Annotated in this window: 24 protein-coding genes and 1 tRNA gene; 21 read left to right on the forward strand and 4 right to left on the reverse strand. The window is 36.5% G+C overall.

Annotation, left to right across the window (positions count from 1 at the left end; genetic code table 11):
* Window positions 1-7: 7 nt before the first annotated feature.
* Both VBZ51_RS03940 and VBZ51_RS03945 read left to right on the forward strand, forming a co-directional pair.
* Window positions 8-1342 (forward strand): phospholipase D-like domain-containing protein, encoded by a 1335-nt coding sequence (locus tag VBZ51_RS03940; protein ID WP_416576127.1) that lies wholly within the window; start codon window positions 8-10, stop codon window positions 1340-1342.
* A gap of 109 nt (window positions 1343-1451) precedes the next feature.
* Complete coding sequence (locus VBZ51_RS03945; protein WP_416576128.1) at window positions 1452-2504, forward strand: DNA cytosine methyltransferase; 1053 nt, start codon at window positions 1452-1454, stop codon at window positions 2502-2504.
* 103 nt (window positions 2505-2607) lie between these two features.
* On the opposite strand, the gene VBZ51_RS03950 is transcribed toward VBZ51_RS03945, so the two are convergent.
* Window positions 2608-2687 (reverse strand) — tRNA-Leu (locus tag VBZ51_RS03950).
* A 193-nt stretch (window positions 2688-2880) separates the two neighbouring features.
* Between VBZ51_RS03950 and VBZ51_RS03955 the strand changes: the two genes are divergently transcribed.
* The 3 genes from VBZ51_RS03955 (at window position 2881) to pth (ending at window position 5209) form a co-directional block, all read left to right on the forward strand.
* Window positions 2881-3822: a ribose-phosphate pyrophosphokinase gene (locus VBZ51_RS03955; protein WP_210708479.1), complete on the forward strand. Its 942-nt coding sequence runs from the start codon at window positions 2881-2883 to the stop codon at window positions 3820-3822.
* A 41-nt stretch (window positions 3823-3863) separates the two neighbouring features.
* On the forward strand, window positions 3864-4493 hold the full coding sequence (locus tag VBZ51_RS03960; protein ID WP_058104107.1) for a 50S ribosomal protein L25/general stress protein Ctc: 630 nt from the start codon (window positions 3864-3866) through the stop codon (window positions 4491-4493).
* Window positions 4494-4579: 86 nt separating this feature from the next.
* Window positions 4580-5209 carry an aminoacyl-tRNA hydrolase gene (pth, locus tag VBZ51_RS03965; protein WP_074671520.1) on the forward strand — a complete coding sequence of 210 codons (630 nt, stop codon included), beginning with the start codon at window positions 4580-4582 and terminating at the stop codon, window positions 5207-5209.
* Between the two features lie 2 nt (window positions 5210-5211).
* Here pth and VBZ51_RS03970 read toward each other — a convergent pair whose 3' ends face one another.
* Both VBZ51_RS03970 and VBZ51_RS03975 read right to left on the reverse strand, forming a co-directional pair.
* Window positions 5212-5898 (reverse strand): hypothetical protein, encoded by a 687-nt coding sequence (locus VBZ51_RS03970; RefSeq protein ID WP_071341114.1) that lies wholly within the window; start codon window positions 5896-5898, stop codon window positions 5212-5214.
* Entirely contained in the window at window positions 5895-9659 is a 3765-nt protein-coding gene (locus VBZ51_RS03975) for a reprolysin-like metallopeptidase (RefSeq protein ID WP_416576129.1), read from the reverse strand. The genes VBZ51_RS03970 and VBZ51_RS03975 overlap by 4 nt, the downstream gene beginning before the upstream one ends.
* A 53-nt stretch (window positions 9660-9712) precedes the next feature.
* Between VBZ51_RS03975 and VBZ51_RS03980 the strand changes: the two genes are divergently transcribed.
* The 16 genes from VBZ51_RS03980 (at window position 9713) to VBZ51_RS04055 (ending at window position 22985) form a co-directional block, all read left to right on the forward strand.
* On the forward strand, window positions 9713-10639 hold the full coding sequence (locus tag VBZ51_RS03980) for a bifunctional riboflavin kinase/FAD synthetase (protein ID WP_071341112.1): 927 nt from the start codon (window positions 9713-9715) through the stop codon (window positions 10637-10639).
* A 2-nt stretch (window positions 10640-10641) separates the two neighbouring features.
* The gene (locus VBZ51_RS03985; RefSeq protein ID WP_416576130.1) at window positions 10642-11973 is read left to right on the forward strand and encodes an HTTM domain-containing protein; all 1332 of its coding nucleotides are present in this window, start codon (window positions 10642-10644) and stop codon (window positions 11971-11973) included.
* A 78-nt stretch (window positions 11974-12051) separates the two neighbouring features.
* The gene (gene serS, locus VBZ51_RS03990) at window positions 12052-13323 is read left to right on the forward strand and encodes a serine--tRNA ligase (protein WP_416576131.1); all 1272 of its coding nucleotides are present in this window, start codon (window positions 12052-12054) and stop codon (window positions 13321-13323) included.
* A gap of 141 nt (window positions 13324-13464) precedes the next feature.
* Window positions 13465-13791, forward strand: a complete 327-nt coding sequence (locus VBZ51_RS03995; RefSeq protein WP_058104114.1) for a DMT family transporter — start codon at window positions 13465-13467, stop codon at window positions 13789-13791.
* 37 nt (window positions 13792-13828) lie between these two features.
* Window positions 13829-14476, forward strand: coding sequence for a DUF1801 domain-containing protein (locus VBZ51_RS04000; RefSeq protein WP_416576132.1), 648 nt, complete (start codon window positions 13829-13831; stop codon window positions 14474-14476).
* 59 nt (window positions 14477-14535) lie between these two features.
* Window positions 14536-16323 (forward strand): tetratricopeptide repeat protein, encoded by a 1788-nt coding sequence (locus tag VBZ51_RS04005; RefSeq protein ID WP_416576133.1) that lies wholly within the window; start codon window positions 14536-14538, stop codon window positions 16321-16323.
* A 71-nt stretch (window positions 16324-16394) separates the two neighbouring features.
* Window positions 16395-17030: a DUF4286 family protein gene (locus tag VBZ51_RS04010; protein ID WP_074671506.1), complete on the forward strand. Its 636-nt coding sequence runs from the start codon at window positions 16395-16397 to the stop codon at window positions 17028-17030.
* A 17-nt stretch (window positions 17031-17047) separates the two neighbouring features.
* Window positions 17048-17914 carry a 16S rRNA (adenine(1518)-N(6)/adenine(1519)-N(6))-dimethyltransferase RsmA gene (gene rsmA / locus VBZ51_RS04015; RefSeq protein WP_416576134.1) on the forward strand — a complete coding sequence of 289 codons (867 nt, stop codon included), beginning with the start codon at window positions 17048-17050 and terminating at the stop codon, window positions 17912-17914.
* Complete coding sequence (gene mgtE, locus VBZ51_RS04020) at window positions 17901-19253, forward strand: magnesium transporter (RefSeq protein WP_058104117.1); 1353 nt, start codon at window positions 17901-17903, stop codon at window positions 19251-19253. The genes rsmA and mgtE overlap by 14 nt, the downstream gene beginning before the upstream one ends.
* Before the next feature lie 116 nt (window positions 19254-19369).
* Window positions 19370-19735, forward strand: a complete 366-nt coding sequence (locus tag VBZ51_RS04025) for a cupin domain-containing protein (RefSeq protein ID WP_071341104.1) — start codon at window positions 19370-19372, stop codon at window positions 19733-19735.
* Between the two features lie 10 nt (window positions 19736-19745).
* The gene (locus VBZ51_RS04030) at window positions 19746-20708 is read left to right on the forward strand and encodes a 2-hydroxyacid dehydrogenase (RefSeq protein WP_416576135.1); all 963 of its coding nucleotides are present in this window, start codon (window positions 19746-19748) and stop codon (window positions 20706-20708) included.
* Window positions 20692-21147: a DUF1801 domain-containing protein gene (locus VBZ51_RS04035; RefSeq protein ID WP_091607340.1), complete on the forward strand. Its 456-nt coding sequence runs from the start codon at window positions 20692-20694 to the stop codon at window positions 21145-21147. The genes VBZ51_RS04030 and VBZ51_RS04035 overlap by 17 nt, the downstream gene beginning before the upstream one ends.
* 6 nt (window positions 21148-21153) lie before the next feature.
* Window positions 21154-21540: a VOC family protein gene (locus VBZ51_RS04040; RefSeq protein ID WP_416576136.1), complete on the forward strand. Its 387-nt coding sequence runs from the start codon at window positions 21154-21156 to the stop codon at window positions 21538-21540.
* A 53-nt stretch (window positions 21541-21593) separates the two neighbouring features.
* The gene (locus VBZ51_RS04045; RefSeq protein WP_058104122.1) at window positions 21594-22040 is read left to right on the forward strand and encodes an NINE protein; all 447 of its coding nucleotides are present in this window, start codon (window positions 21594-21596) and stop codon (window positions 22038-22040) included.
* Between the two features lie 79 nt (window positions 22041-22119).
* Entirely contained in the window at window positions 22120-22443 is a 324-nt protein-coding gene (locus tag VBZ51_RS04050) for an ArsR/SmtB family transcription factor (protein ID WP_416576137.1), read from the forward strand.
* A gap of 41 nt (window positions 22444-22484) precedes the next feature.
* The gene (locus VBZ51_RS04055) at window positions 22485-22985 is read left to right on the forward strand and encodes a GNAT family N-acetyltransferase (RefSeq protein WP_416576138.1); all 501 of its coding nucleotides are present in this window, start codon (window positions 22485-22487) and stop codon (window positions 22983-22985) included.
* 1 nt (window position 22986) lies between these two features.
* Here VBZ51_RS04055 and VBZ51_RS04060 read toward each other — a convergent pair whose 3' ends face one another.
* A complete protein-coding gene (locus VBZ51_RS04060) occupies window positions 22987-24807 on the reverse strand; it encodes a lysophospholipid acyltransferase family protein (RefSeq protein WP_321826356.1) in 1821 nt (606 codons plus the stop codon).
* Window positions 24808-24858 lie beyond the last annotated feature (51 nt).

Consider the following 24858-nt stretch of genomic DNA (forward strand, 5'->3'; position numbering starts at 1 on the left):
ACTGAGTATGCCCATCCATTGCTATTTTGATGAACATGATAATTATAAAAATCAATTCGATTTTTATGAACAGGGTGGCTCCCCTTTATTACTTCAAGAATTTATACGCACTATTGAAAAGGACAAGAACAATATTGAGGAAATCAATATTTCATGGTACCTGTTCAACAATCAATATTTGTACGACTATCTTAAAAAGCTAGCCACCAATGGCATTACGGTAAATGTAATTACTATTCCGCTAGAGGGCTATGACAACAACAATCCTAAAGTTTTAAAAAACCTTGATACCGGAAAAAAAACAACTCAAGAACTTACCAAATATAATTTAGCAAGAAAGATTTTTGGGGAAGTTTACAGATCTACATCTCTCAAAAATTTTCATTTTTATGTATTCTCCCATCTTTATGTTCGCAGCGCGAATATTAAAAAATTCTCAAGGGGCACCTTACCGTATTCCCTGCATATAAAATCTGCCTACATAAAAAAGGAAAACGGCTATTTATTATTAATGAGCTCATCTAATTTAGCCGTAAGGGATTTAGTGAAAAATGAATCTATGATCTGTATTGAAAACGAACCTGGTTATGAAGAAACAGCCAACACGTTTTACAAGAATTTGATAGAGCGTTCTATTGCCATAAAAGATTACAGGTCTTCACTGAATACAACATGTAATACCCATGATAAGGCAGCATTTCAATTTTCCGATTCAATATATATCACCGCTCCTTTTTACGACAACTCTGCTAACCACCTAGAAAAAACTTTGATCAATTACCTAGAAGCGGCAAAAGAAAAAATAATCATTTGCGCGCAACATTTAGCGGCATTTAATTATAATTTCAACGCCACACATCCCTCTACTTTACAAAAAAATGAAACCAGGCAAGGCATATTGGGCGTGGTACTAAAAATGGCAGACAAAGGAATCAGCGTCACCTGTTTATCTCAAACATTTGCTCCATTACCCCAAGACGAACAAAAATTTAAGGATGTAAAATTCAGAAGTCCGGTAAACACCAGGAATTTCCAAAAATTTTACACTCAGCTTAAAAACACCAAAAACGTAACATACTTTATCAATAATGACATTCACTCAAAATATATCATCATAGATAATCTTCTTATCTATTGCTCTTACAATTTTACCCCTACACAATTTATATATTTAGATGATGTGAACATCCCTACATTTAAGAATATGCCAAATGTAAGTTATACCGGTATTCATTGCGAGGTGGGAATGCATGTTGTCATAAAAGACCGTAAAATTATTAAGTCTTTTGAAGCCAATGTAGCGAATATTAAAAATAAGAAGCAGACCATACAAGTGAAATAGATACTTGGTTTAAAAGCATTTTGAAAATCTAAAATGTATTTTTGTAATAACAATAGCATTTAAAATCAAGATATTGTTTAGAACAAAAACAATTGAATAGCACAAAAAAATGAATGTAGTATCCTTTTTTGCCGGAGCGGGCGGTTTAGATCTTGGTTTTGAACAAGCAGGCTTCAATGTCATTTGGGCAAACGAATATGATAAGGATATTTGGGAAACGTACGAGAAAAATCATCCGGATACTATCTTTGACAAAAGAAGTATTGTAGACATCCCTGCCAATGAAGTTCCCGATTGTGACGGAATCATTGGCGGACCGCCTTGCCAAAGTTGGAGTGCAGCAGGTGCTGCCAGAGGCATTCAAGATAAACGAGGGCAACTCTTCTATGATTTCATTAGAATTCTTGAAGCTAAACAACCCAAATTCTTTTTAGCAGAAAATGTAAGCGGTATGCTTATTCATAAGCACAGCACCGCTCTTGATGGCATTAAAAAACTTTTAAAAAATGCAGGTGTAGGTTATGACCTATCATTTCAAATGCTAAATGCAAGCGACTACAATGTACCACAGGATAGAAAAAGGGTGTTTTTTATAGGTATTAGAAAAGATTTGAATTTTAAATATGAATTTCCTACCTATACCTTCCCCAAAGTAACTCTTGAAACTGCCATACATGACCTAAAAAGTAACGCCATACCTGCATTGGAATATAATAACACCAATGGTACAAATTGTAAGGTAGCCAATCATGAATATATGATCGGTGGTTTTTCTACCATGTTTATGTCAAGAAACCGGGTTCGTAATTGGGACGAACAATCTTTCACCATACAAGCTGGCGGCAGACATGCCCCTATACACCCACAGGCACCCAAAATGAAACTGATAAATAAAGATGTTAGAATCTTTGTCCCAGGAAAAGAACACCTTTACCGAAGGTTAAGTGTACGCGAATGTGCCAGAATACAAACTTTCCCCAATGATTTTACTTTCCATTACAAAAAAGTAGCAGCAGGTTATAAGATGATCGGTAATGCCGTACCTGTGAATTTGGCAAAATTTTTGGCTGAAAGTATTATGGAGCAATTGAAGGTAAATGAGAAAATTACACCTAAAAAGGCAAGAGCGAAGAAAATTAAAATGGATAGCATAACAAGCTAATTAAATAGCAAGTTCAATTATTCCACAAAATCAACATTAGCAATATCAGAATTTTCCAAAAACAAAAAACTCCCTTAATCATCTGATTAAGAGAGTTTAGAAGTACTCGAGGTGGGAATCGAACCCACACTCCGAAGAACTGGATTTTGAATCCAGCGCGTCTACCAGTTCCGCCACTCGAGCATATTTGCCATTCAAAATTGGCATCCTATCAAAATAGGACTGCAAAATTAAATAATAATTTTCTTTCTACCACTAAAAATATCAATATTTATGCATTAGCAACCAAAATTAATTTTTAAATTTGCACCTTCTAAAAAACAAGTACTTCCCACCACACAAGGAAGTAACTGTTTGGAAAACAATATACAAAGACATGCCATACCAAGTTCCACAACCGAAAATATTTGCTTGTACCCAAAGTAAAGTCTTAGGAGAAAAAATTGCCAAAGCTTATGGTGCAGAAATAGGCAAAATATCGTTTTCCCGCTATAGTGATGGTGAATTTCAACCTTCTTTTGAAGAATCAATAAGAGGAACCCGTATATTTCTTATTGGATCAACACATCCCGGTCCAGAGAATTTAATGGAAATGTTATTAATGATAGATGCTGCCAAAAGAGCATCTGCGCGTCATATTACAGCCGTTATGCCGTATTTTGGCTGGGCAAGACAAGATAGAAAAGACAAACCTAGAGTGCCTATTGCTGCCAAATTGGTCGCTAAAATGTTAGAAACAGCTGGGGCAACTAGAATTATCACCATGGATTTACATGCTGATCAAATTCAAGGCTTTTTTGAAAAACCGGTTGACCACCTATTCGCATCAACATTATTTTTACCTTATTTAAAAAATTTAGGATTAAAAGATCTTACCATTGCCTCACCCGATATGGGCGGATCAAAAAGAGCTTATGCATATTCCAAAGCTTTGGATAGTGATGTTGTAGTATGTTATAAGCAAAGAGCCAAAGCCAATGTTATTTCCCATATGGAACTAATTGGTGATGTAAAAGGTAAAAATGTAGTACTAGCAGATGACATGGTAGATACGGCAGGTACATTGACCAAAGCAGCAGACCTAATGATGGAACGTGGCGCTTTGAGTGTTAGGGCCATTGCTACACATGGTCTATTATCAGGAGATGCTTACGAGAAAATTGAGAAATCAAAACTTACGGAATTGATTATTACAGATTCAATCCCGGCGGAGGTAAAGAGTGATAAAGTAAGGGTTTTAAGTTGTGCAGATTTATTTGCCGATGTCATGGACAAGGTACACAACAATAACTCCATATCTTCTAAGTTTTTAATGTAACGAAGAAGTCAAAACAAGAATATTAATTTTTAATACATATAATGAAGTCAATTACAATTAAAGGATCAGAAAGAGAAAGCGTGGGCAAGAAGGCAACGAAAGCCCTACGTAATGCTGGAAAGGTTCCTTGCGTGGTATACGGAGGGGATAAACCATTACACTTTTCAGCAGATGAACTAGCGTTCAGAGACTTGGTTTACACTCCAAATGCACACACAGTTGCAATTGAATTGGAAGGCAAAGAAACTGTTAACGCAGTATTACAGGATATTCAATTTCACCCTGTAACAGATGCCATCATCCATATTGATTTTTATCAGTTATTCGATGATAAAATGGTTACTATGAACATTCCTGTAAGATTACAAGGGAATTCACCAGGTGTTCGTAATGGTGGACGTTTATTGTTCAGAAAACGTAAGCTTGCAATCAAAGCTTTACCTAGCAAATTACCAGATTTCTTCGATATCGATATTTCTAAATTAAGAATTGGTCAGAACATTTCTGTAGCATCATTATTAAATGATGACTTTAGCATCTTACACCCAGACAATCAAGTTGTAGTACAGGTTAAAACAGCACGTACCGCTGTTGTTACTGATGATGAAGATGAAGATGAAGAAGGAGCTGAAGGTGCAGAAGGTGCATCTGAAGAAGCTGCTCAAGAATAGACTTAACGGTTTAAAATTCATTAAAAAGCATCCTGGTATTTGTATCAGGATGCTTTTGTATTTTTACGCACTAAATTATAGTTCAAATGCTCCGTTTACTTAAATCTTTTTTTACCAAACAGAGTATTATTATCGAAGAAAAAGATCCCATGAAAAAATTTTTGATCGTTGGCCTTGGAAATATAGGAGAAGAATATACCGAAACCCGACACAACATCGGTTTTAAAATACTGGACGAAGTAGCCAAAACAAACGACTTTACCTTTGAAACGGCAAAACTAGGCGACATTGGTTCTTATAAGGTAAAAGGAAGAACTATTATTTGTCTTAAGCCCTCAACATATATGAACAGAAGTGGCAAGGCATTGAAATATTGGATGGATAAAGAAAATATTCCGCAAAGTAACGTCCTTGTAATTACAGATGATATTAATCTGCCATTTGGAACCATTCGTATTAAAACAAAAGGCAGTAATGGTGGCCATAATGGATTAAAGGATGTAGAATTATTTCTACAGACCATTCAATACAACAGGTACCGCTTTGGAGTAGGTTCAGATTTTGGTAAGGGTAGACAGGTTGAATACGTGTTAGGACAATGGAACAGTGACGAGCAAGCATTGTTACCAGAGCGATTAAAAAAATCAACTGAAATTATAAACTCTTTCGCTTTAGCCGGCATTGCCAGAACAATGAATCAATTCAACAATTCTTAGCATTAAAGCACCTTAAAACTATATACCCCGGTATTAGATCTATTACCTTCTGCATCTATAACAATTACACGCCAATAGTAAACCGTATCTGAAGATACCGAAACTTTGATATTGGTAACATCTGATGAAAGCGTACGTATAAGATCAATTGGTGGCGTTTCTACCGAGAAATAGACTTCATAACCGGTTATATCATTATCCAGATCAGATGCAGACCAAACTAGCTCTACCTCATTATTGATGTCCTTAAAAACACTTGAAGAGGAAGCCGGACTCTCAATAGTTGCCGGAAAGGGGGCAAATGTAGTTCTAGACCCTGCATTATAAAAGTACCATTCTTCACTAGAAACAGTTTCTTCTACGTCACTATTACGTGATCGTACCAACCATGAAAACTGCTCTCCTTTGGCCAAAGGCAGCTTTGCTGAATTTGAAGTAGACACAATGGTTTGCACCGTACTCGTAGCAATATTGGTAACACGTAACTCATACGTTTCCGTATTATCCGCCAAGTTCCATCTAAATTCTACCTGACTGGTTTCAGTACCTAAGCTTACACCGGTTGTACATTCAGAATTCTCTTCGGGGAATACTAAACTTACTGCTTCTGGAGGTGTTGCAGAACGCTTCTTTTTACAGCTAGAAAAAGCTATAACTACGCAGAAAGAGAACATTAGAAAACGTATCATTCCTTAATTACTTTTGTTGTTCCATTAATTGTATTTCCCTCATACCTTAAGTAGTATATTCCCGCGGCCAATGCACTTAAATCTAACTGAATTATGCCATTCACCAAAGTGGTAGTTTCATCATAGATAAACCTACCGTCTATACTAAAAATACTTACAAAAACATCTTCTTGCTGCCCACCTATATACACCTGCACTACATCTTTTACCGGGTTTGGAAAAACTACCGGGCGCTCATAAAAACCTATTTGCTCTTCATAAACTCCTTGACAAGCGATTGGAGTATATACCTTTAAAGAATTTAGTCCTTTTTGCAATTCTAATTGCACAACTGAATCTTCCGTTTGTATGGCTATACCGTTCAACTCTATCGTATAAAATGAAGACCCGGACAAATTCAATGTCACTAAAGACCCATCATCCGCAATTTTAGAAGAAACGTTTAACGGACCAGGTTCGGTTATTTGTACTTCAACACAATACTCTTGATACACGACTGTACCATCCGTACCCGTAATACATAACGTATACGTACCCGCACTTAAGTTTGCCAAATTAAAGCTATTGGAAAAATTTTGCGTTAAATCAACCCCATTACCCGTCACGGTAATTTGATAATCCAATGCCAATTTAGGGGCAATGGACAAAGACCCATCATTATTATCGCTACAGGTTTCACTTTCTAAAGTAATTACAAAATTCTCTGAAGGAAAGCGGTAAATTGCACAACCGGAAGCATCTACTTCCTGCCCTTCCGGGGTATTTAGACAAAGGTCGTCACCATCATCGAATACACCATCATTATCTGCATCTGGTCTAAAGTCACCTTCAACACAAACCTCAAGAGCAAAAGAAACCAAGCGTCCACCATCAGAAGGCGCATTATCTTTTACCTCCAAAGTCCATTCACCCAGTATAGATTCCCCATTAAAGGAACTTAACGTACCCAATGGTTTCACAGACCCACCTATTCCAGGATTTACACCACAATTAAAAGCAGGGCTATCATCATCGAAAATAGCATTGATGTCACTTGCATCACCACAAGAATTAGAAACCAAGGTAACGGTTGTACCTGCCGGTGAAGTTAAGCTGACCACCAAATCAGCTAAAAAAGTATGCTCAATATCTAACTGCACATTAATATCCGCAATGGGCAAATCTTCTAAAAAAATCAATTTAGACGTTATTACCGGTGTTCCGCTGCTTGATATTGCTATTGGCGTATCAGAAGATTCTTTTGTGGTACAATTAAACTGTACGGTAGAGAAGCTAAAGGCTTCACTAAAATCTCCCTCACCACAATTGTTCTTAGGTTTTACGCGCCAATAATATGTGCTATTATTATCCAAAAGGGTTGGCGTATAGGAACTACCCGATACGGATACAGATTCTACGATAGAAGTAAAGGCAGAATCGCTCGCAATTTCCAACTCGTACTGAGTATTACCGATCGATGTACCCCATTCCAAAAGAATATCTGTAGAAGCATTTGCAAAACCATTTGTAGGAGCTACTAGAATAACATCTTCAAAATTGTCTTCGAACACCCTTACTTGAAGCGTAATTTCTTTAGTGACCGTAGCGGATGTAGCTACCACCTTTATAGGGTACTCTCCTACGTTTAGACCCGCCACACCTTCTATAGCTATACTAACTTCGGTATCTGTTGCATCTGCGGTCGCCGGGGTAAAGGTTGCCGTTAGGCCTGCCGGCAAATCCTGAACACTAAATGTACTTTCCTCGTCAAAACCCAAATTGGTTTCGTAATTAAAGGAAACATTTAAATCATTAGGCTTACAGACATCAAATATTACCTCATCAAAATCCATTACAATTTCAGAAGGTGTTATGGAAAATAAAGCATCGTTTACTGCAAAGAATATATTATTATCCGCCATTACCATTATACGCCCTGTACTGGTAGGAAGGTTCGGTATAATAACTTCATGACTTCCATCATTTAGTATATTCTCTGCCAATATTTCAGTAAAGGTAATTCCACGATCCGTAGATAATAATATGGTAACCGTTTCCGCATTGATCGGTGCTACGTTCGTATTGGCTACATCCCAAGTTATGGTTTGTACCGATCCAGCTTCAAAGGTCTCTTGTGTACTTTGTGAACTCACCAAAAAAGGACCGGCTTCACCGCTCACCGAAACTGTCATTTCATCAGAAACAGATTGCCCTCCGTTCAAGGCATTATCCCTTACGGTCACTGAAAAATTGAAATCCCTGCCAACGTTTGACACAGTCTCCCAAGCATCGCCAATTGAAGGTAACGCCTCTGTAAGTTCCCCGCCCAAAATACGGGTAAGGTTAGGAAAATATCGTTGTGGAATTAGTGAAGGTGGTAAAGACCTAAAATTGGCTCCTGCCGGATTTGTAGGTCCGAACGTAGATTGGGTTACAATACCGTTATCTATTTGCTCCCATGTATAACTAAGCACATCACCGGTATCTACATCGTTAGCTTCTGCAGTTAGCACAAAAGGTGTGCCTTTTGGAATATTATAATTCACCAATGGACTTAACGTTGGAGGTGTATTTCCAAGTACCTCGGTACTACCACATGAAACTGTTTCCAAATAATCCCTGATCTGTACAATACTTACGTAGTGAAAATAATCATCGCTATTATTGGCCACATTATTATTCCCCGTAATACCGGCATACCCCATAATAGTTGTACCACTGGCAGGTTCCACTTGTACTATAGTGCCTTCCGAAGTATGTGAAAAAGAGTGATTGGCACCAAATTGATGCCCTATTTCATGCGCTACCAGATCAATATCAAAAGCATCGCCTATAGGAGAAGACAAAGTAGTATAACCACTACCTTTTCTTCCGTCTGCGCAAACGGCACCGATAAAGCCAGAATTACCATCTAAAGTATTATCCTGTTGGTTGAATAAATGCCCGATATCATAATTTGATTCTCCTATGACACTTGTTAGGGTGTTTTGCACCTGAGAGCTTAAACTACCGGTGTAAGGATCAGTATCTGCATTGGTATATATAACAAGATCTGTATTTGCAATCAACTCTAAAGTAATAGCCAAATCTCTTTCAAAAACGGCGTTGACCCTTGTCAACGTAGCATTTATGGCCGCTAATGCATCTGCCTTGGTTCCCCCATGAAATTCTGTGTACTCACCTGATGCAGAAATAGCTATCCTGAATTTTCTCAGTGTTTGATCATCTACCAATTTAGCGGTTACATTCTGAGAATACTCCTTAACCTCCGGTACTGTTTTACAAACAAAATCTATATCACTCTCCTCTTGTTCCGTTCTACGGTACAACACATAAATATCATCAGTAGATTTTTGCATGAACAAAGCCCCATTTTCACCAGATGTACTCATTGTACTTTGTATACCCTTTGGCGACATACTGAACCTTATGTGCGTTGTTGCATCGTTCAAGGCAACTCCCTTAAAAGATTTTATGGAAGGGTATTTCTCGGCTAAACCTTCAGCAAAAAGATGTGCATCTTCCACTAAAAAGGGAATTATTTCACCCAACTCGTTAGGGAAATAAACAATTTTAGATGATTTACCGTCGTTTAATACCTTCGTAAATTGTTCTTGATCTAATTTAAAAGCCTTGCTTTTATTTACTTTTAAGCGTTGTTTGGATAATCGCTTCGCCGCTCCGTTCAACTCCGTATTTTTCCAATATGTAGATTGCGCTACACCGGAAAAGGAAAGAAATACTATGGTAATTGTAAAAACTAGGCGTAATTTTGCAATCATTAAGGGACTTTTAACCAAAATCAAATATAAGTCTTTTTATTTTCTATCATAAGGTGATTACAGTCCGCAACATTTCCAAATACAAAGAAGAGTATCCTACGGTCATTACCATAGGCACCTTTGACGGGGTACATATAGGTCACCTGAAAATACTTAATAAAATCATAAATCATGCCAAAAATACGGCATTGAAATCATCGGTTCTTACGTTTTTTCCGCATCCAAGAATGGTTTTACAGAAAGATGCCAATATAAAACTCTTGAACACTATAGATGAGAAAATTAATATTTTAGAGCGCTTAGGGTTAGATGTTCTTATTATCCACCCATTTACAAAAGAATTCTCTAGACTTACGGCAACGGAGTTTGTCCGTGATATTTTGGTAAACACCTTAAATACCAAAAAAGTAATTATTGGCTATGATCATAGGTTCGGCAGAAATCGTAATGCCAACATAAACGACTTGGTCACTTTTGGTAATACGTATGAATTTTCAGTAGACGAAATACCCGCCCAAGAAATAGATGATGTATCGGTAAGTAGCACCAAGATCAGAAAAGCTCTGGAAGAAGGTGATATTGAAACCGCCAACAGCTATTTAGGCTATGAATACATGCTTACCGGAACAATCATAAAAGGCAAGGGAATTGGCAAACAACTAGGTTACCCTACCGCCAACCTTTCCATTGCGGAAGATTATAAGCTAATACCTAAAAATGGAGCCTATATCGTAAATAGTACTATTAACGGTAAAATAGTTTACGGAATGATGAATATAGGTTTTAACCCTACCGTAAACGGCACCAAACAATCCATAGAAGTCAATTTTTTTGATTTTGATGCGGATTTATACAATCTTAAATTACAAGTTAATATTTTGGTTCGTTTACGAGATGAACATAAATTTGAATCTGTTGATGCCCTAAAGGCTCAATTGGCAATAGACAAAGAGAAATCTCTTCACTATATAAATAAGTAATTATGCTTAATAGGTTATTATTTCAACGCATAGATAATAGCTCATTGATCATTTTTAGAATCTTTTTTGGCATTCTAATCTCACTTGAATGTTTTGGCGCTATTGCTACCGGCTGGGTAAATAGAAATTTAATTGCCCCAAAATTTAAATTTCCATTTATAGATTTCGATTTTTTACAACCTTTACCAGGCAACGGAATGTATTTCTACTTTGGTATAATGGGTCTAATGGGCATATGCATTGCATTAGGTTTTAAGTACCGGGCAAGTATGATAACGTTTACAACCATGTGGACGGCTACTTATTTAATGCAAAAGACCGCCTATAACAATCATTACTATCTTCTTATTTTAATTTCGTTGATCATGTGCTTTTTTCCTGCCGAAAAAAGCCGTTCAATAGACGTTAAGCTTAACCCCAAAATAGAAAGCAATGCAATGTATGCATACATAAAATGGATCGTGGTACTACAACTTTTCATTGTTTACACATACGCATCAATTGCTAAAATATATGGAGATTGGCTAGACTTCAGTACCATAGCCGTTTTAATGCATTCGAAGAGGAATTATTGGCTTGTTGGCGATATTTTACAGGAACCTTGGATACATACTGTTATAGGATCTGTTGGTATTTTGTTTGATTTACTCATTGTACCGGCATTACTTTGGAAACCGACCAGAAAAGCGGCTTTCTTTCTTTCATTGTTCTTTCACCTATTCAATTCGATCATATTTCAAATTGGTATTTTCCCTTATTTATCCATAGCCTTCAGTGTTTTCTTTTTTGAGCCAGAAACCATCCGCAAAATTTTCTTTAAATCTAAAATTCCGTTGACCACATCAAAAGTCATCATCCCAAATTATAAAAACAGCTTATTGATTGTAGCTGCAGTATACTTTTTAACACAACTGTTATTACCCGTTAGACATTATACTTTTGAAGATGATGTGTTATGGACCGAAGAAGGACACAGAATGAGCTGGCGTATGATGTTACGCAGTAGACAGGGTAAAGGAAGGTACAAGGTAGTGGACAAGAATACCGAAGAGGTTTTTATAATCAACCCCAAAGATTACGTATCTCGTAGTCAAGAGCGAAAGATATTTGCTTACCCAGATTTTGCCTGGCAGTTTGCCCAATATCTTAAAAAGGAATTCAAAGAGGAAAATAGGGACGTTTCCGTATACTTAGAAAATTCAAAAATTAGCATAAACCGTAAGCCGTACGAGCCCTTTATAGATTCAAAGACCGACTTGGCGGCCGAGGCATGGTACAGATCAAAACACCATAGCTGGATTCTTCCATCCCCTTACATCAAATCAGAAAAATAGATAATTGATGTTTAGTCTTAAAAAGTAGCTACTTAAAATATTAGATTAAGTAAATTTGCAGCCAAATACAATTCTACAATGTTACAAATACAGACCATTAGAGATAACAAAGAAGAAGTTATCCTAGCTCTTGAAAAAAGAAATATTGATGCACAACCATTAGTGGACAATGTGCTTAGATTAGATGAAAAAAGACGTGCTTCACAAACTAGTTTAGATAACGTTTTAGCTGAATCTAACAAGATTTCTAAAGAGATCGGCGTATTGTACAAGACAGGTAAAGTTCAAGAGGCAAATCTGTTGAAAGAACAGACCGTAAAACTTAAAGAGGAGTCTAAACAATTAGGCGACGACTTAAGTGCAGCTGAAGAAGAGTTAAAATCATTATTATATCAATTACCTAATACTCCGCATACCTCGGTAATAAAAGGTTCTTCTGAAGAGGATAATGAAGAAGTATTCAGTGAAGGCGAAGTGCCAAAGTTGGATGAAGCTTCCTTGCCACACTGGGAGCTTGCCAAAAAATATGATATCATAGATTTTGAATTGGGCGTTAAAATTGCCGGAGCGGGATTCCCTGTATACAAAGGCAAAGGTGCAAGGTTACAACGTGCACTAATAGCTTATTTTTTAGATAAAAATACTGAAGCGGGCTATACTGAAATTCAAGTACCACACTTGGTAAACGAACTATCTGGCTATGGTACTGGGCAATTACCGGACAAAGAAGGGCAAATGTACCATGTAACCGCAGACGACCTTTATTTGATACCAACGGCAGAGGTTCCTGTAACCAATATTTTTAGAGATATTATTGTAAACGAAAGCGATTTCCCAATAACTTATACAGGTTACACGCCATGTTTTAGAAGAGAAGCAGGTAGTTATGGTGCACACGTACGTGGACTAAACCGTTTACATCAATTTGACAAAGTTGAAATTGTTCGTGTAGAACACCCTACAAAATCCTATGAAGCTTTAGACGGCATGGTTGAGCATGTGAAAAATATTCTACGTGAATTAAAATTACCCTACCGTATACTAAGACTTTGTGGTGGTGATTTAGGATTTACCGCTGCGCTTACTTTTGATTTTGAAGTTTTCTCAACTGCGCAAGATAGATGGCTTGAGATTAGCTCTGTATCGAACTTTGAAACCTACCAAGCCAATAGATTAAAATTACGCTTTAAAGACGAGAACGGTAAAAACCAATTGGCACATACCTTAAATGGCAGCTCATTAGCATTACCACGTGTATTAGCTGGTATTTTAGAAAACTACCAAACTCCAAATGGCATTAAAATACCTGAAGTATTAGTACCATATTGTGGGTTTGATATGATTGATTAAATCCTCAAAAGCCAACTTTTAAATATTGGTTGATTTAACTTGTTACAGCAATCATTAAAACGTCATGAAACTTATAAATTTCATGACGTTTTTTTTGATACCAATTAATTCTTCGACCTTTATATTCAAAAATTGTTACTTATGAATTGGATATTATTAATTATCGCTGGCATATTTGAAGTAGCATTCGCTTTTTGTTTAGGTAAAGCAAAAGAATCTACCGGTAATGAAATGTATTTATGGTATATCGGTTTTTTAATAGCCTTAGCTATAAGTATGATACTCTTGGTAAAAGCAACGCAAACTCTTCCCATTGGCACTGCATATGCGGTTTGGACAGGCATTGGAGCCGTAGGTACGGTTTTAGTGGGCATATTTGTTTTTAAAGAACCCGCTACTTTTTTACGAATACTATTTTTAACTACATTGATCGGATCTATAATAGGCCTTAAAGTCGTTTCACACTAGCTCATATCACTATGGCTTAAAACAATATTGAAAAAGTATGAACCTAAAAGTGGATGATTTTCTGAACGAACAAGTAGTATGGAAGAATGAGCTTTCATTGCTCCGAGAAATAATCCTGGAATGCGATGTTAAAGAAGATTTCAAATGGAAACATCCTTGCTACACCAAAAATGGAAAGAACATTGTTTTAATTCACGGTTTCAAACAATACTGCGCTCTTCTATTTTACAAAGGTGCCCTGCTTAGAGACCCGCATTCTATTTTAATACAACAGACAGAAAACGTACAAGCGGGCAGGCAAATAAGGTTCAAGAATACAGAAGATATTTTAAAAATGAAAAAGGTGATCAAAGATTACATTTTTGAAGCCGTAGAAATTGAAAAATCAAATCTAATAATACCCACGAAAAAAGTTAGTGACTATGAAGTCCCTGAAGAATTGAAAATAATTTTTAAGGAAAATCCCACTTTTAAAAACGCATTTGAAAAATTGACCCCTGGTAGGCAAAAAGGATATTTATTACATTTTTCAAAAGCCAAACAATCTTCGACCAGGTTAGCCCGAATCAATAAATACACCAATAGAATTTTAAGCGGAAAAGGTCTTAATGATTGTGTTTGCGGACTTTCAAAAAGAATGCCCAATTGCGACGGGTCTCATAAGGGTACCGGAACCATTTCATAAAATATGCTGTGATAATATATGCTTTGTAACAACTTACAGCATTCTATGTATCTTTGAGTATGCGGTTTATCCTTTTTCTAATTACATACATAACCTTTACAACATTTTGTTTTGCCCAAGATGATTTTTTGGCCAAACAATATTTTGCAGATGGTGATTTTGAAAAAGCTGTAGTATTCTACGAAAAATTGGTAGAAAAAAATCCCCGAAGAACAGAGTATGTGCAAGACTTAGTTGCTTGCTACCAACAGTTGGAAGCATACCAAAAAGCAGAATCTTTTTTGAATGCACGGTTAAATGACCGCAATCCTTACCCTACCCTTTTAATTGACCTTGGTTACAACTATGCGCTACAAGAGCAGCAAGACTTGGCGCAAAAGAATTACGACAAAGCTTTGGCCATTATAGATAAAAATCCCAATTACGGATATGCCTTGGGACTTCAATTTCAGAAATACAACCTTTTGGATATGGCCATAAAGGCTTTTCAAAAATCAATGGAGTTAAATCCCGCTTTAAACTTCAATTTTCAATTGGCAAGAATTTATGGGGAACAGGGCAACGTTGAGGCCATGTATAACTCGTATTTAAATCTTGTTATTGATGGTAAAACTTCCAAAAGCAATATTCTAAGAAGCATAGACGATTTTGTATCGGAAGAACCGGAAAACCAAAATAACATTTTGCTAAAAAAAGTGTTATTGGAACGCGCTCAAAAGAATCCTGATATTTTATGGAACGAGTTATTGAGTTGGTTATTTGAAAAACAAAATCAATACGGTAGTGCATTTAGGCAAGAAAAAGCCATTTTTAAGCGTATGAATGGCAGTTCTACCAGTCGTTTAGAAAATTTAGGACAAAGCGCTCTGGAGAATGAAGAATATGAAATTGCTAAAGATATTTACAGCTATATCATTGAAAACACCAGTGATAAAATAGTTCAACTAGATGCAGAATTAAATCTAATTGATATTGAATTGGTAGGCGCAACGGACAGTACGTTAGACGCTATTCAAAAAAAATATGAGGAACTTGTGGATATTTATGGGTACAGATCACAAACCCTTCAGCTTCAGGTAGCCTATGCCAATTTTCTGACTTTTAAAAAGAACGACCCGGCACCTGCCGAAAAATTATTGAAAAACAGCCTTGAACTGCCCATGAGCGATAGAGGCACTGCCTATTTAAAATTGGCACTAGGAGATATTTTAGTGTTCAACAAAAAATTCAATGAAGCACTCATCTATTTTTCACAGATTCAGCAAAAACTTAAAAACGACGTTTTAGGTCAGAATGCACGGTTTAAAGTTGCGCAGACCAGCTTTTACAAGGGAGATTTTGATTGGGCCTTAACCCAACTAAAAGTTTTAAGAAGCTCTACCTCACAGCTTATAGCAAATGATGCCATGCAGCTGAGCCTCTTGATATCTGATAATTCATTAGAAGACTCTACTCAAACAGCATTGAAAAAATATGCACGAGCAGATTTTTTAGCCTACCAAAATAAAAACGATGAGGCGATCAATGCCTTGGGTGACATTCTAGAAAATCATAAGGGAGAAAAAATTGAGGACGAGGCTTTATTAAAGCAAGCCCTATTATACGAGAAACTTAAGAAATACGATGATGCGCAATTAAATTACCAAAAAATCATCACGTTCTATGGTAATGGTATTCTTGCAGATGATGCTTATTATGCTTTGGGAGAACTTTACAGAACAGTGTTCAATGACCCCATAAAAGCAAAAGAGCAATATGAAAAAATCATTTACAACTATCAAGATAGTTACTACTTCCCAGAAGCCCGCAAGAACTTCAGAATTTTAAGGGGAGATTCCATTAATTAAATTCAAGGGATATCTAATTCATAGTCAGGTCTAGTTGAACTAACTTTGCAATTCAATCTGAACAATAATACATGTACATATATAACGTTACCACCAATATAGAGGAAACAGCACATGACTCTTGGCTGCAATGGATGAAAGAGACCCATATACCACAAGTACTATCTACCGGTAAATTTTTGAGCGCAAAATTCACCAAGGTTCTAGTAGAAGAAGATATGGGAGGCTATACGTATTCCGTGCAATATACGGTGCCCGATAAGGCAACATTAGATCGTTACTATGAAGAAGATGCCCCGGCACTCATAGAAAGTATCCAGAAAAAATTTGCCGGTCAGTTGGTTTCTTTCAAAACAGAATTAGAAGTTGTAGATGAATATTTTGTACAACGCGCTACTGCAACACACTTTTTGTTTACGTATGGCACTTTACAAGAAAGAGAAGTTCAATTAGGAGTTTTTGCAAGACCTTTGAACGGATTTGAAGATGAATTACCGTCATATATAATATCCGACCAAAAAATAGCAGACCTCTACCCTACTTTGCAACATACAGGAAAAGCGGAAGATTCCATTAAAGGCCAAGTGTACACCCTGTCTCATCAAGAATTGCAAAAAGCCGATGTATACGAGGGCGAAGCATATGAAAGAATTGAAATTCAATTGGCTTCCGGTAAAAAAGCGTGGGCTTATATTGCAAAATTTTAAGCTTTTAAAATAGATTTATGGGAACAAAGAAAAAGAAATACAAAGGAGATAAATATGCTCAAAAAAAGCATCAAGAAAAAGGTCCCGTAAAAGCAAAAAAACACCTTGGCCAGCATTTTCTAAAAGATGAAAATATTGCCAAACAAATAGCAGATACGTTATTACAGAAAGACTATAAAAATGTAATTGAAATTGGTCCAGGTACGGGGGTATTAACAAAGTACCTACTATTACGCAACAGTAATTTAGTGGCCATGGACTTAGATACCGAGTCTATCACCTACTTGAACGAAACTTTTCCACTAGAGCATCCAAAGGCATTTCAAGGCGAAGGTTCTTTTAAGGTTATTGAAGCGGATTTTTTAAATTTTGATATCTCCACCTTATTTGGCAATGAGCAGTTTGGCATTACGGGTAACTTCCCCTATAACATCTCAACCCAAATAGTTTTTAAAATGTTAGAGCTACGAGATCAAATTCCAGAATTTTCGGGTATGTTTCAAAAAGAGGTAGCACAACGTATATGTTCGTCAGAAGGTAGCAAGGCCTATGGTATTCTTTCCGTATTGTCACAAGCATTTTATGATGCCGAATATTTATTTACCGTTGAAGCCGATGTCTTTGACCCCCCACCAAAAGTGCAATCGGGCGTTTTAAGATTAACCCGAAAAGAGAATTTTAAACTCACTTGTGACGAACAACTACTTTATAGGGTAGTAAAAACAGCTTTTAACCAAAGAAGAAAGACATTACGTAACAGTTTAAAAACATTCACTTTATCAGATAATCTAAGAGAAGACACTATATTTGACCTTAGACCAGAACAATTATCGGTCGAAGATTTTATTGCATTGACGAAGAAAATAGCAGATGACACCCTTTAAACTTACAGACGAATTAGTTTCAGAAATAGAACAGCTCATTGAACAAAATAATGACGCTGAACTAAATGCTATGTTGGGGACCGTGCATTATGCAGATGTTGCGGAGATCATTAATGAACTGGATAAGGAGCAGGCAACTTATTTGATCAAATTATTGGACAGCGATAAAACATCGGATGTTCTTACAGAACTAGATGAAGATGTCCGTGAAGCTATTCTTAGTAATTTATCAACGAAGGAAATTGCAGGCGAGCTAGAAGAACTTGACACAGATGATGCTGCTGATATTATTGGTGAATTACCAAAAGAACAAATACAGGATGTTATCTCTAAAATTGAAGATAGGGAACATGCCAAAGATATTGTTGACCTTTTAAGATATGCCGAAGATTCCGCAGGGGGACTCATGGCAAAAGAGCTTGTAAAGGTGAACGAAAACTGGAACGTGCTTACATGCGTAAAAGAAATGCGCACACAAGCGGAGAACGTTACCCGCGTACATTCTATCTACGTAGTAGATGATGAGGATAAACTAAAAGGTCGTTTATCCTTAAAAGACTTATTGACCACATCTACCAAAACCCACATAAAGGATGTTTTTATAAAAAATGTAGATTCGGTCAACGTTAATGAAGATCCAGAGGAAGTTGCCAGGATCATGAGCAAATATGACCTTGAAGCCATACCTGTGGTTGACGAAATTGGCAGGTTGGTGGGGCGTATTACAATTGATGATATTGTAGATGTCATTAAAGAAGAAGCGGAACGAGATTACCAAATGGCCGCGGGTATTTCACAAGATGTTGAGGCAGACGATAGTATTTGGGATTTAACTAGAGCTCGTTTACCATGGCTGATCTTAGGGCTTTTTGGTGGTGCAGCAGCCGCAGTAATTATGGGCGGTTTTGAAGAAATGTTTCGTGAGTATACCGTACTTTTTCTATTTACACCATTAATAGCGGCAATGGCAGGTAATGTTGGTGTACAATCTAGTGCTATTATAGTACAAGGTCTGGCCAATGACGACATTAAAGGAAGCATCAGTAATAGATTGATAAAAGAAATGTTATTGGCATTATTGAACGGGTTTATCCTGTCTTGCTTACTGCTTATTTTTACTTGGATTTGGAAAGGGGATTTTCCCACCTCATTGGCAATTTCCATATCACTGATCGCGGTTATTGTAGTAGCCGGTTTCATAGGCACATTTGTGCCATTGTTTTTAGACAAAAGAGGTATTGACCCCGCCATTGCAACAGGACCTTTTATTACGACCAGTAATGACATTTTTGGTATATTAATTTACTTCTCTATCGCAAAATTGATTTTGGGCATATAATTAACCCACTATCTTTTTTAGAATACTAAGGCTTTACGTATCTTACTGTATTCAATTTTACCTTAATTAAATCATTCTTTGCCATACCCTTCAAAAAGGATAAGGCAAACAACCCTATGAAAAGCATTAATCTTAAAGAAAAACATAAACTTGTAGATGGGTATTGGCATCCACACAAAATTGGTGTCGTGGATAATATGCAGGTATTATTGGCTAAGCTTAAAGGTGAATTTGTATGGCATTCACATGACAATGAAGATGAACTATTTCAAGTGACAAAAGGTACGCTATATATGCAATTTAGAGACCGTACGGAAGTGGTAAGACAAGGCGAATTAATTATTGTACCCAAAGGTGTAGAACATTGCCCTTTAACCAAAGACAATGAGGAAGTGCATATTATGTTATTTGAAAAACAAGGCATAGCACATACTGGTAATGTAATAGACGAAAAAACAAAGACAGAATACCCCAAAATATAATTGAACATAAATGAAAGTATTACACATAGATATAAACCACCCATTAATAATTGAACAGTTTGCTGAACTAGGTTTTACGAACGATGAAGATTATACTTCTTCAAAAGAACAGATAGAAGCAAAAATAGCCGATTATGATGGTCTGATCATTAGAAGTAGGTTTACGATAGACAAACAATTTCTTGATAAAGCAAAAAATCTAAAGTTCATTGGCAGATTAGGAGCCGGACTTGAGAACATTGATACCAAATATGCAAAATCATTGGGTATTTTCCTAGCAGCTGCACCTGAAGGCAATCGCAATGCCGTAGGCGAACATGCCTTGGGTATGCTTTTATCGTTATTTAACAAATTAAATACTGCCGACAAGGAAGTTAGAAATGGCAAATGGGACCGAGAAGGCAATCGCGGAATTGAACTAGAAGGAAAAGTAGTTGGTGTTATCGGTTATGGCAACATGGGCAAGGCCTTTGCTAAAAAACTAAAAGGTTTTGATGTGGAAGAAGTGATCTGCTACGATATTAAAGGCGGCGTTGAAGATGACAACGCACGCCAAGTTGGTATTATGGAATTTCAAAGCAGAGTGGATGTCATAAGCCTCCATGTACCCCAAACAGAGTTAACCATAGGCATGGTAGATGCAGAATATCTAGATAAGTTCAAAAAACCTATTTGGATTATTAATACTGCCAGGGGAAAATGTATAAAAACCAAAGATTTAGTTGATGCCTTAAAATCCGGTAAAGTTTTAGGGGCAGGTTTAGATGTATTGGAATATGAAAAAGCTTCTTTTGAAAACATGTTCACAGATGATAATCTTCCTGAGGCATTTCAGTATTTAATTGCATCTGACCAAGTAATGCTATCGCCACATGTAGCCGGTTGGACGGTAGAAAGCAAAATAAAATTGGCTCAAACCGTAGTTGATAAAATAAAGGCAAAATTCGAAAGCTACAATGAAGTACAAAGCTAACACACCAGACGAATATATTGCTCAATTACCACAAGAACGTAAAGAGGTAATTGAAAAGTTAAGGGCAATTTTACTTAAAAATTTACCTAAGGGCTTTACAGAGCAATTGAGTTATGGTATGCTGGGCTATGTTGTGCCACATTCGCTTTATCCGGCAGGTTATCATGTTCAACCAGAGCTACCTTTACCTTTCATTAATTTGGCATCGCAAAAAAATTATATTGCACTGTACCACTCAGGCATTTATGCAGACAACACATTAATGAGTTGGTTTAAGGACGAATACCCCAAATATTGCAAACGTAAATTGGATATGGGCAAAAGCTGTATACGATTTAAAAGTATGGATGACATCCCGTATTCCTTAATAGAAGAACTGTGTACTAAAATGACCGTAAAGAATTGGATCGATCTGTACGAAAATACTATTAAAAGATAAATAGATATGAAAAAAAGAGTTACGGGACTAGGTGGCTTTTTCTTTAAGACCGAAGATCCCGATCATTCAAAAAATTGGTACAACAAACACTTAGGTTTAAATACCGATCAATATGGCTGTACTTTTTGGTGGAAAGACAAAGAAGGAAACGACTGTTCTACACAATGGAGCCCTATGAATAACGACACTACCTATTTTAACCCTAGCAAATCTAGTTTTATGATGAATTTTAGGGTTGAGAATCTTGTAGAACTTTTGAAAGTTTTAAAAGAAGAAGGAGTCACGGTAATTGGTGAGATCGAAGAATTTGAATATGGAAAATTTGGATGGATTTTAGACCCTGATGGAAACAAGATAGAACTTTGGGAACCAGTTGATAAAGCATTTTTATGATGTTAAAATAATTGCTACATTTAACACTTATTAACCACCAAACAACAATTAAAATGTCAGACGAGAATAAAAATTTCGGAGATAAGGCTGAAGATGCTTTTGATAACGCAAAAGAATCGGCCAAAGAATTTTCTGAAGATGCAAAAGAATCAGCTAAAGAATTTAGTGAGAATGCCAAGAAAACTGCCGATGAATTTACTGCTGGAGCCAAAGAAGCTTTTAGTGGAGCAGGAGGAGAAAACAAAAAAGTTTTAGTAGGAATTTTAGCAATTATATTAGGTTCCTTAGGAGTTCATAAATTCATATTGGGATACCAAAAAGAAGGTTTTATTCTTTTAGGAGTAACAATATTAGCTTACGCAACGTCCTGTCTTGGTATAGGTCTACTATTAGTGTGGATTCCTTACGTTATAGGACTTATAGAAGGTATCATCTACCTAACAAAATCAGACGAAGAATTTTATAACACGTACCAAGTAGGTAAAAAACCTTGGTTCTAAAAAACTTGAGCCAGATATGATCTATCTGGCTTTTTTTTAATTTTATTAATATCGTAATATTGCTATATACAAATATCTTATGGGATTAACGAAAACACAAATATTCAATGCAGAGCAAAATGACCTAGCTATTATTTTTAAAGTACTTTCTAATCCCGCTCGCATTGCCATACTACAATACATAAGTCGGCAAGATGCTTGTATTTGCAATGATATTGTTGATGAAATAGGTTTGGCACAACCAACAATATCGCAGCATCTAAAAGAATTGAAGAGTATTGATATAATTAGAGGTGAAATTGAAGGCAAAAAAGTTTGTTACTGTATAAATCTCCAAAAATGGACAGCAATACAAGACTTGTTGAATTCATTTTTTAATACTACTAAAAGTAATTGCTGCTAATGAATCTTAAAATCATTGAATTCCATTAAAGCTAATAAAGTATGAATAATATAACCATAAGAGCAATGTTGGCTACTGATTGGAATGCTGTATCAGAAATATATGTAGAAGGTATTTCAACCGGCATTGCCACTTTTGAAACATGTGCACCAACCTATGAAGCATGGGACGCCGCCCACATGAAAAACTGTCGCTTTGTTGCTGAAAGCAATGGTGAAATATTAGGTTGGGTTGCCCTCTCTCCCGTTTCCAATAGATGTGTCTATGGTGGTGTAGCAGAAATTAGCGTTTACATTGCTGGTAACAATAGAGGTAAAGGTCTTGGAAAATTGTTACTGGAACACGTCATAATCGCAAGTGAAAAAGAAGGCATCTGGACATTACAATCTGGCGTATTCCCTACAAATTATGGAAGCATAAAAGTTCATGAAGCAACAGGTTTTAGAATGATAGGTAAACGCGAGCGTATAGGAAAATTACATGGCAAATGGGTAGATAACGTGCTTTTTGAAAGGCGTAGCAAAATTGTTGGTATAGATTAAATTATACTTCGTTATCAGTATTTTGACCTTCAAGTAATCGTCGCTCCAATTCAGCTTGAAATTCTTCCATAACAGGTTTAACCGTGCTTTCCGGCAGATCTGCTATTTTAATATACATTAATCCGTCTACAGAATTATTAAAAAGTGGATCAACATTAAAAGCCACCACTTTTGCATTTTGCTTAATGTATTTTTTAATTAAAACCGGTAAGCGTAAATTACCAGGTTCTACTTCATCAATCAAGCGATCAAACTTATTTAAGTCGGCCTGGGTTTCATCAAAAACAAATTCTTTATCGGCATCCTTTAGTTTCACCTTAAACTCCTTTTTAGGTCTAATGTATTGTGCCACATAGGGATCCCAGTAATTGGACTTCATGAACTCGATCATCAAAGACTTAGAAAAATTAGAGAACTGGTTACTTATACTTACCCCTCCTATTAAATACTTATGCTCTGGAAAACGCAAAGTAGTATGCACAATACCTTTCCATAACAAAAATAAAGGCATTGGTTTTTGCTGGTATTCCTTAGTGATATACGCACGGCCCATTTCTATGGAATGCTTCATCATATCATAAAGTTCTGGCTCTACCCTAAATAAATCTTGTACGTAAAACCCATCTATACCATGAGCAGGAAATATCTCTGACCCCATACCCATTCTATAAGCTCCAACAATACATTTAGCATCATCGTCCCAAAGAAAAAGGTGGTGATAATAGGTATCAAAATCATCAAGATCTATTGCCTTATTGGTACCTTCTCCAATAGCCCTAAACGTTACCTCTCGCTGTCTACCAATTTCTTTTAAGATAAACGGCATATCCTTTTCTTTGGCTAAAAAAACCTCATAGTTCTTACTCTGCAGTAGCCTACAATCCTTCTCCCTTAGCTTCTCAATTTCACCCTCCATAACCTCTTTACGAACCGCATCCGCAATTTTCTTTGGTTGCTTTGGCAGTTTAAGTGAAGTAGGTATTTGATCAATTAAACGCTCTTTCTCATAGGCGTTAGAGAGCATGTATGTTTTACGGCGCAGAAGATCAGTATACTCTTCTATACTTTGCTGTTCTTGCTGGGTGGTAAGTGAAATAGGTTGACCAATTCTAACTTTGATCGGTCTATTGCTTTGAGAAAAAACCTGTGAAGGTATCATGGCAGTTCTTAAAGAATCGCCCAACTTAGAGATTCTATAGAACAAAGAGCTGTTTTTAGCATGAAAATATATGGGTACTACGGGTACATTTGCCTTTCTGATCAGTTTAATGACCGCTTCTTCCCAAGGCTTATCAACAATTAGCTTACCGTCTCTATACGTAGATACTTCGCCCGCAGGAAATACACCCAGTACATGACCATTCTTTAAATGTTCTAAGGTTTTCTTGAATCCGGCTAAATTGCTTCTAGCATCTTTATGGTCATTAAAAGGATTTACCGGTAATATATAAGGTTTTAAGGGCACCATTCTCTCTAAAAGAAAATTCGCCATTATTTTATAATCGGGGCGTTGACGCAACATTAGCTTGAATAACAGAATACCGTCTATTGCCCCCAAAGGATGATTACTGATAGTAACGTATGGTCCTTCTTTAGGCAGACGTTTGAAATCTTCCTCAGGAATTTCATAGTCAATATCAAAATGCTCTAAAATGGCATTGGCGTAACTTTCCCCCTCTAAATGGGCAATAGAATCATAAAATCTATTGATAGCCGATATACGTGTAACCTTCATTAACACCCAACCAACAAAGGTTCCCAATACCCCATATTTGGAGAGGTTAATGGCTTTGGCTATTTCTTTTGCGGTGACTAAACCCATATATTCATCCTCATTTTAAAATGTAAATATAGGCAAATAGCCAAAGTAGCT

Source organism: Maribacter sp. HS (assembly GCF_048059195.1).
Lineage (GTDB): Bacteria > Bacteroidota > Bacteroidia > Flavobacteriales > Flavobacteriaceae > Maribacter > Maribacter dokdonensis.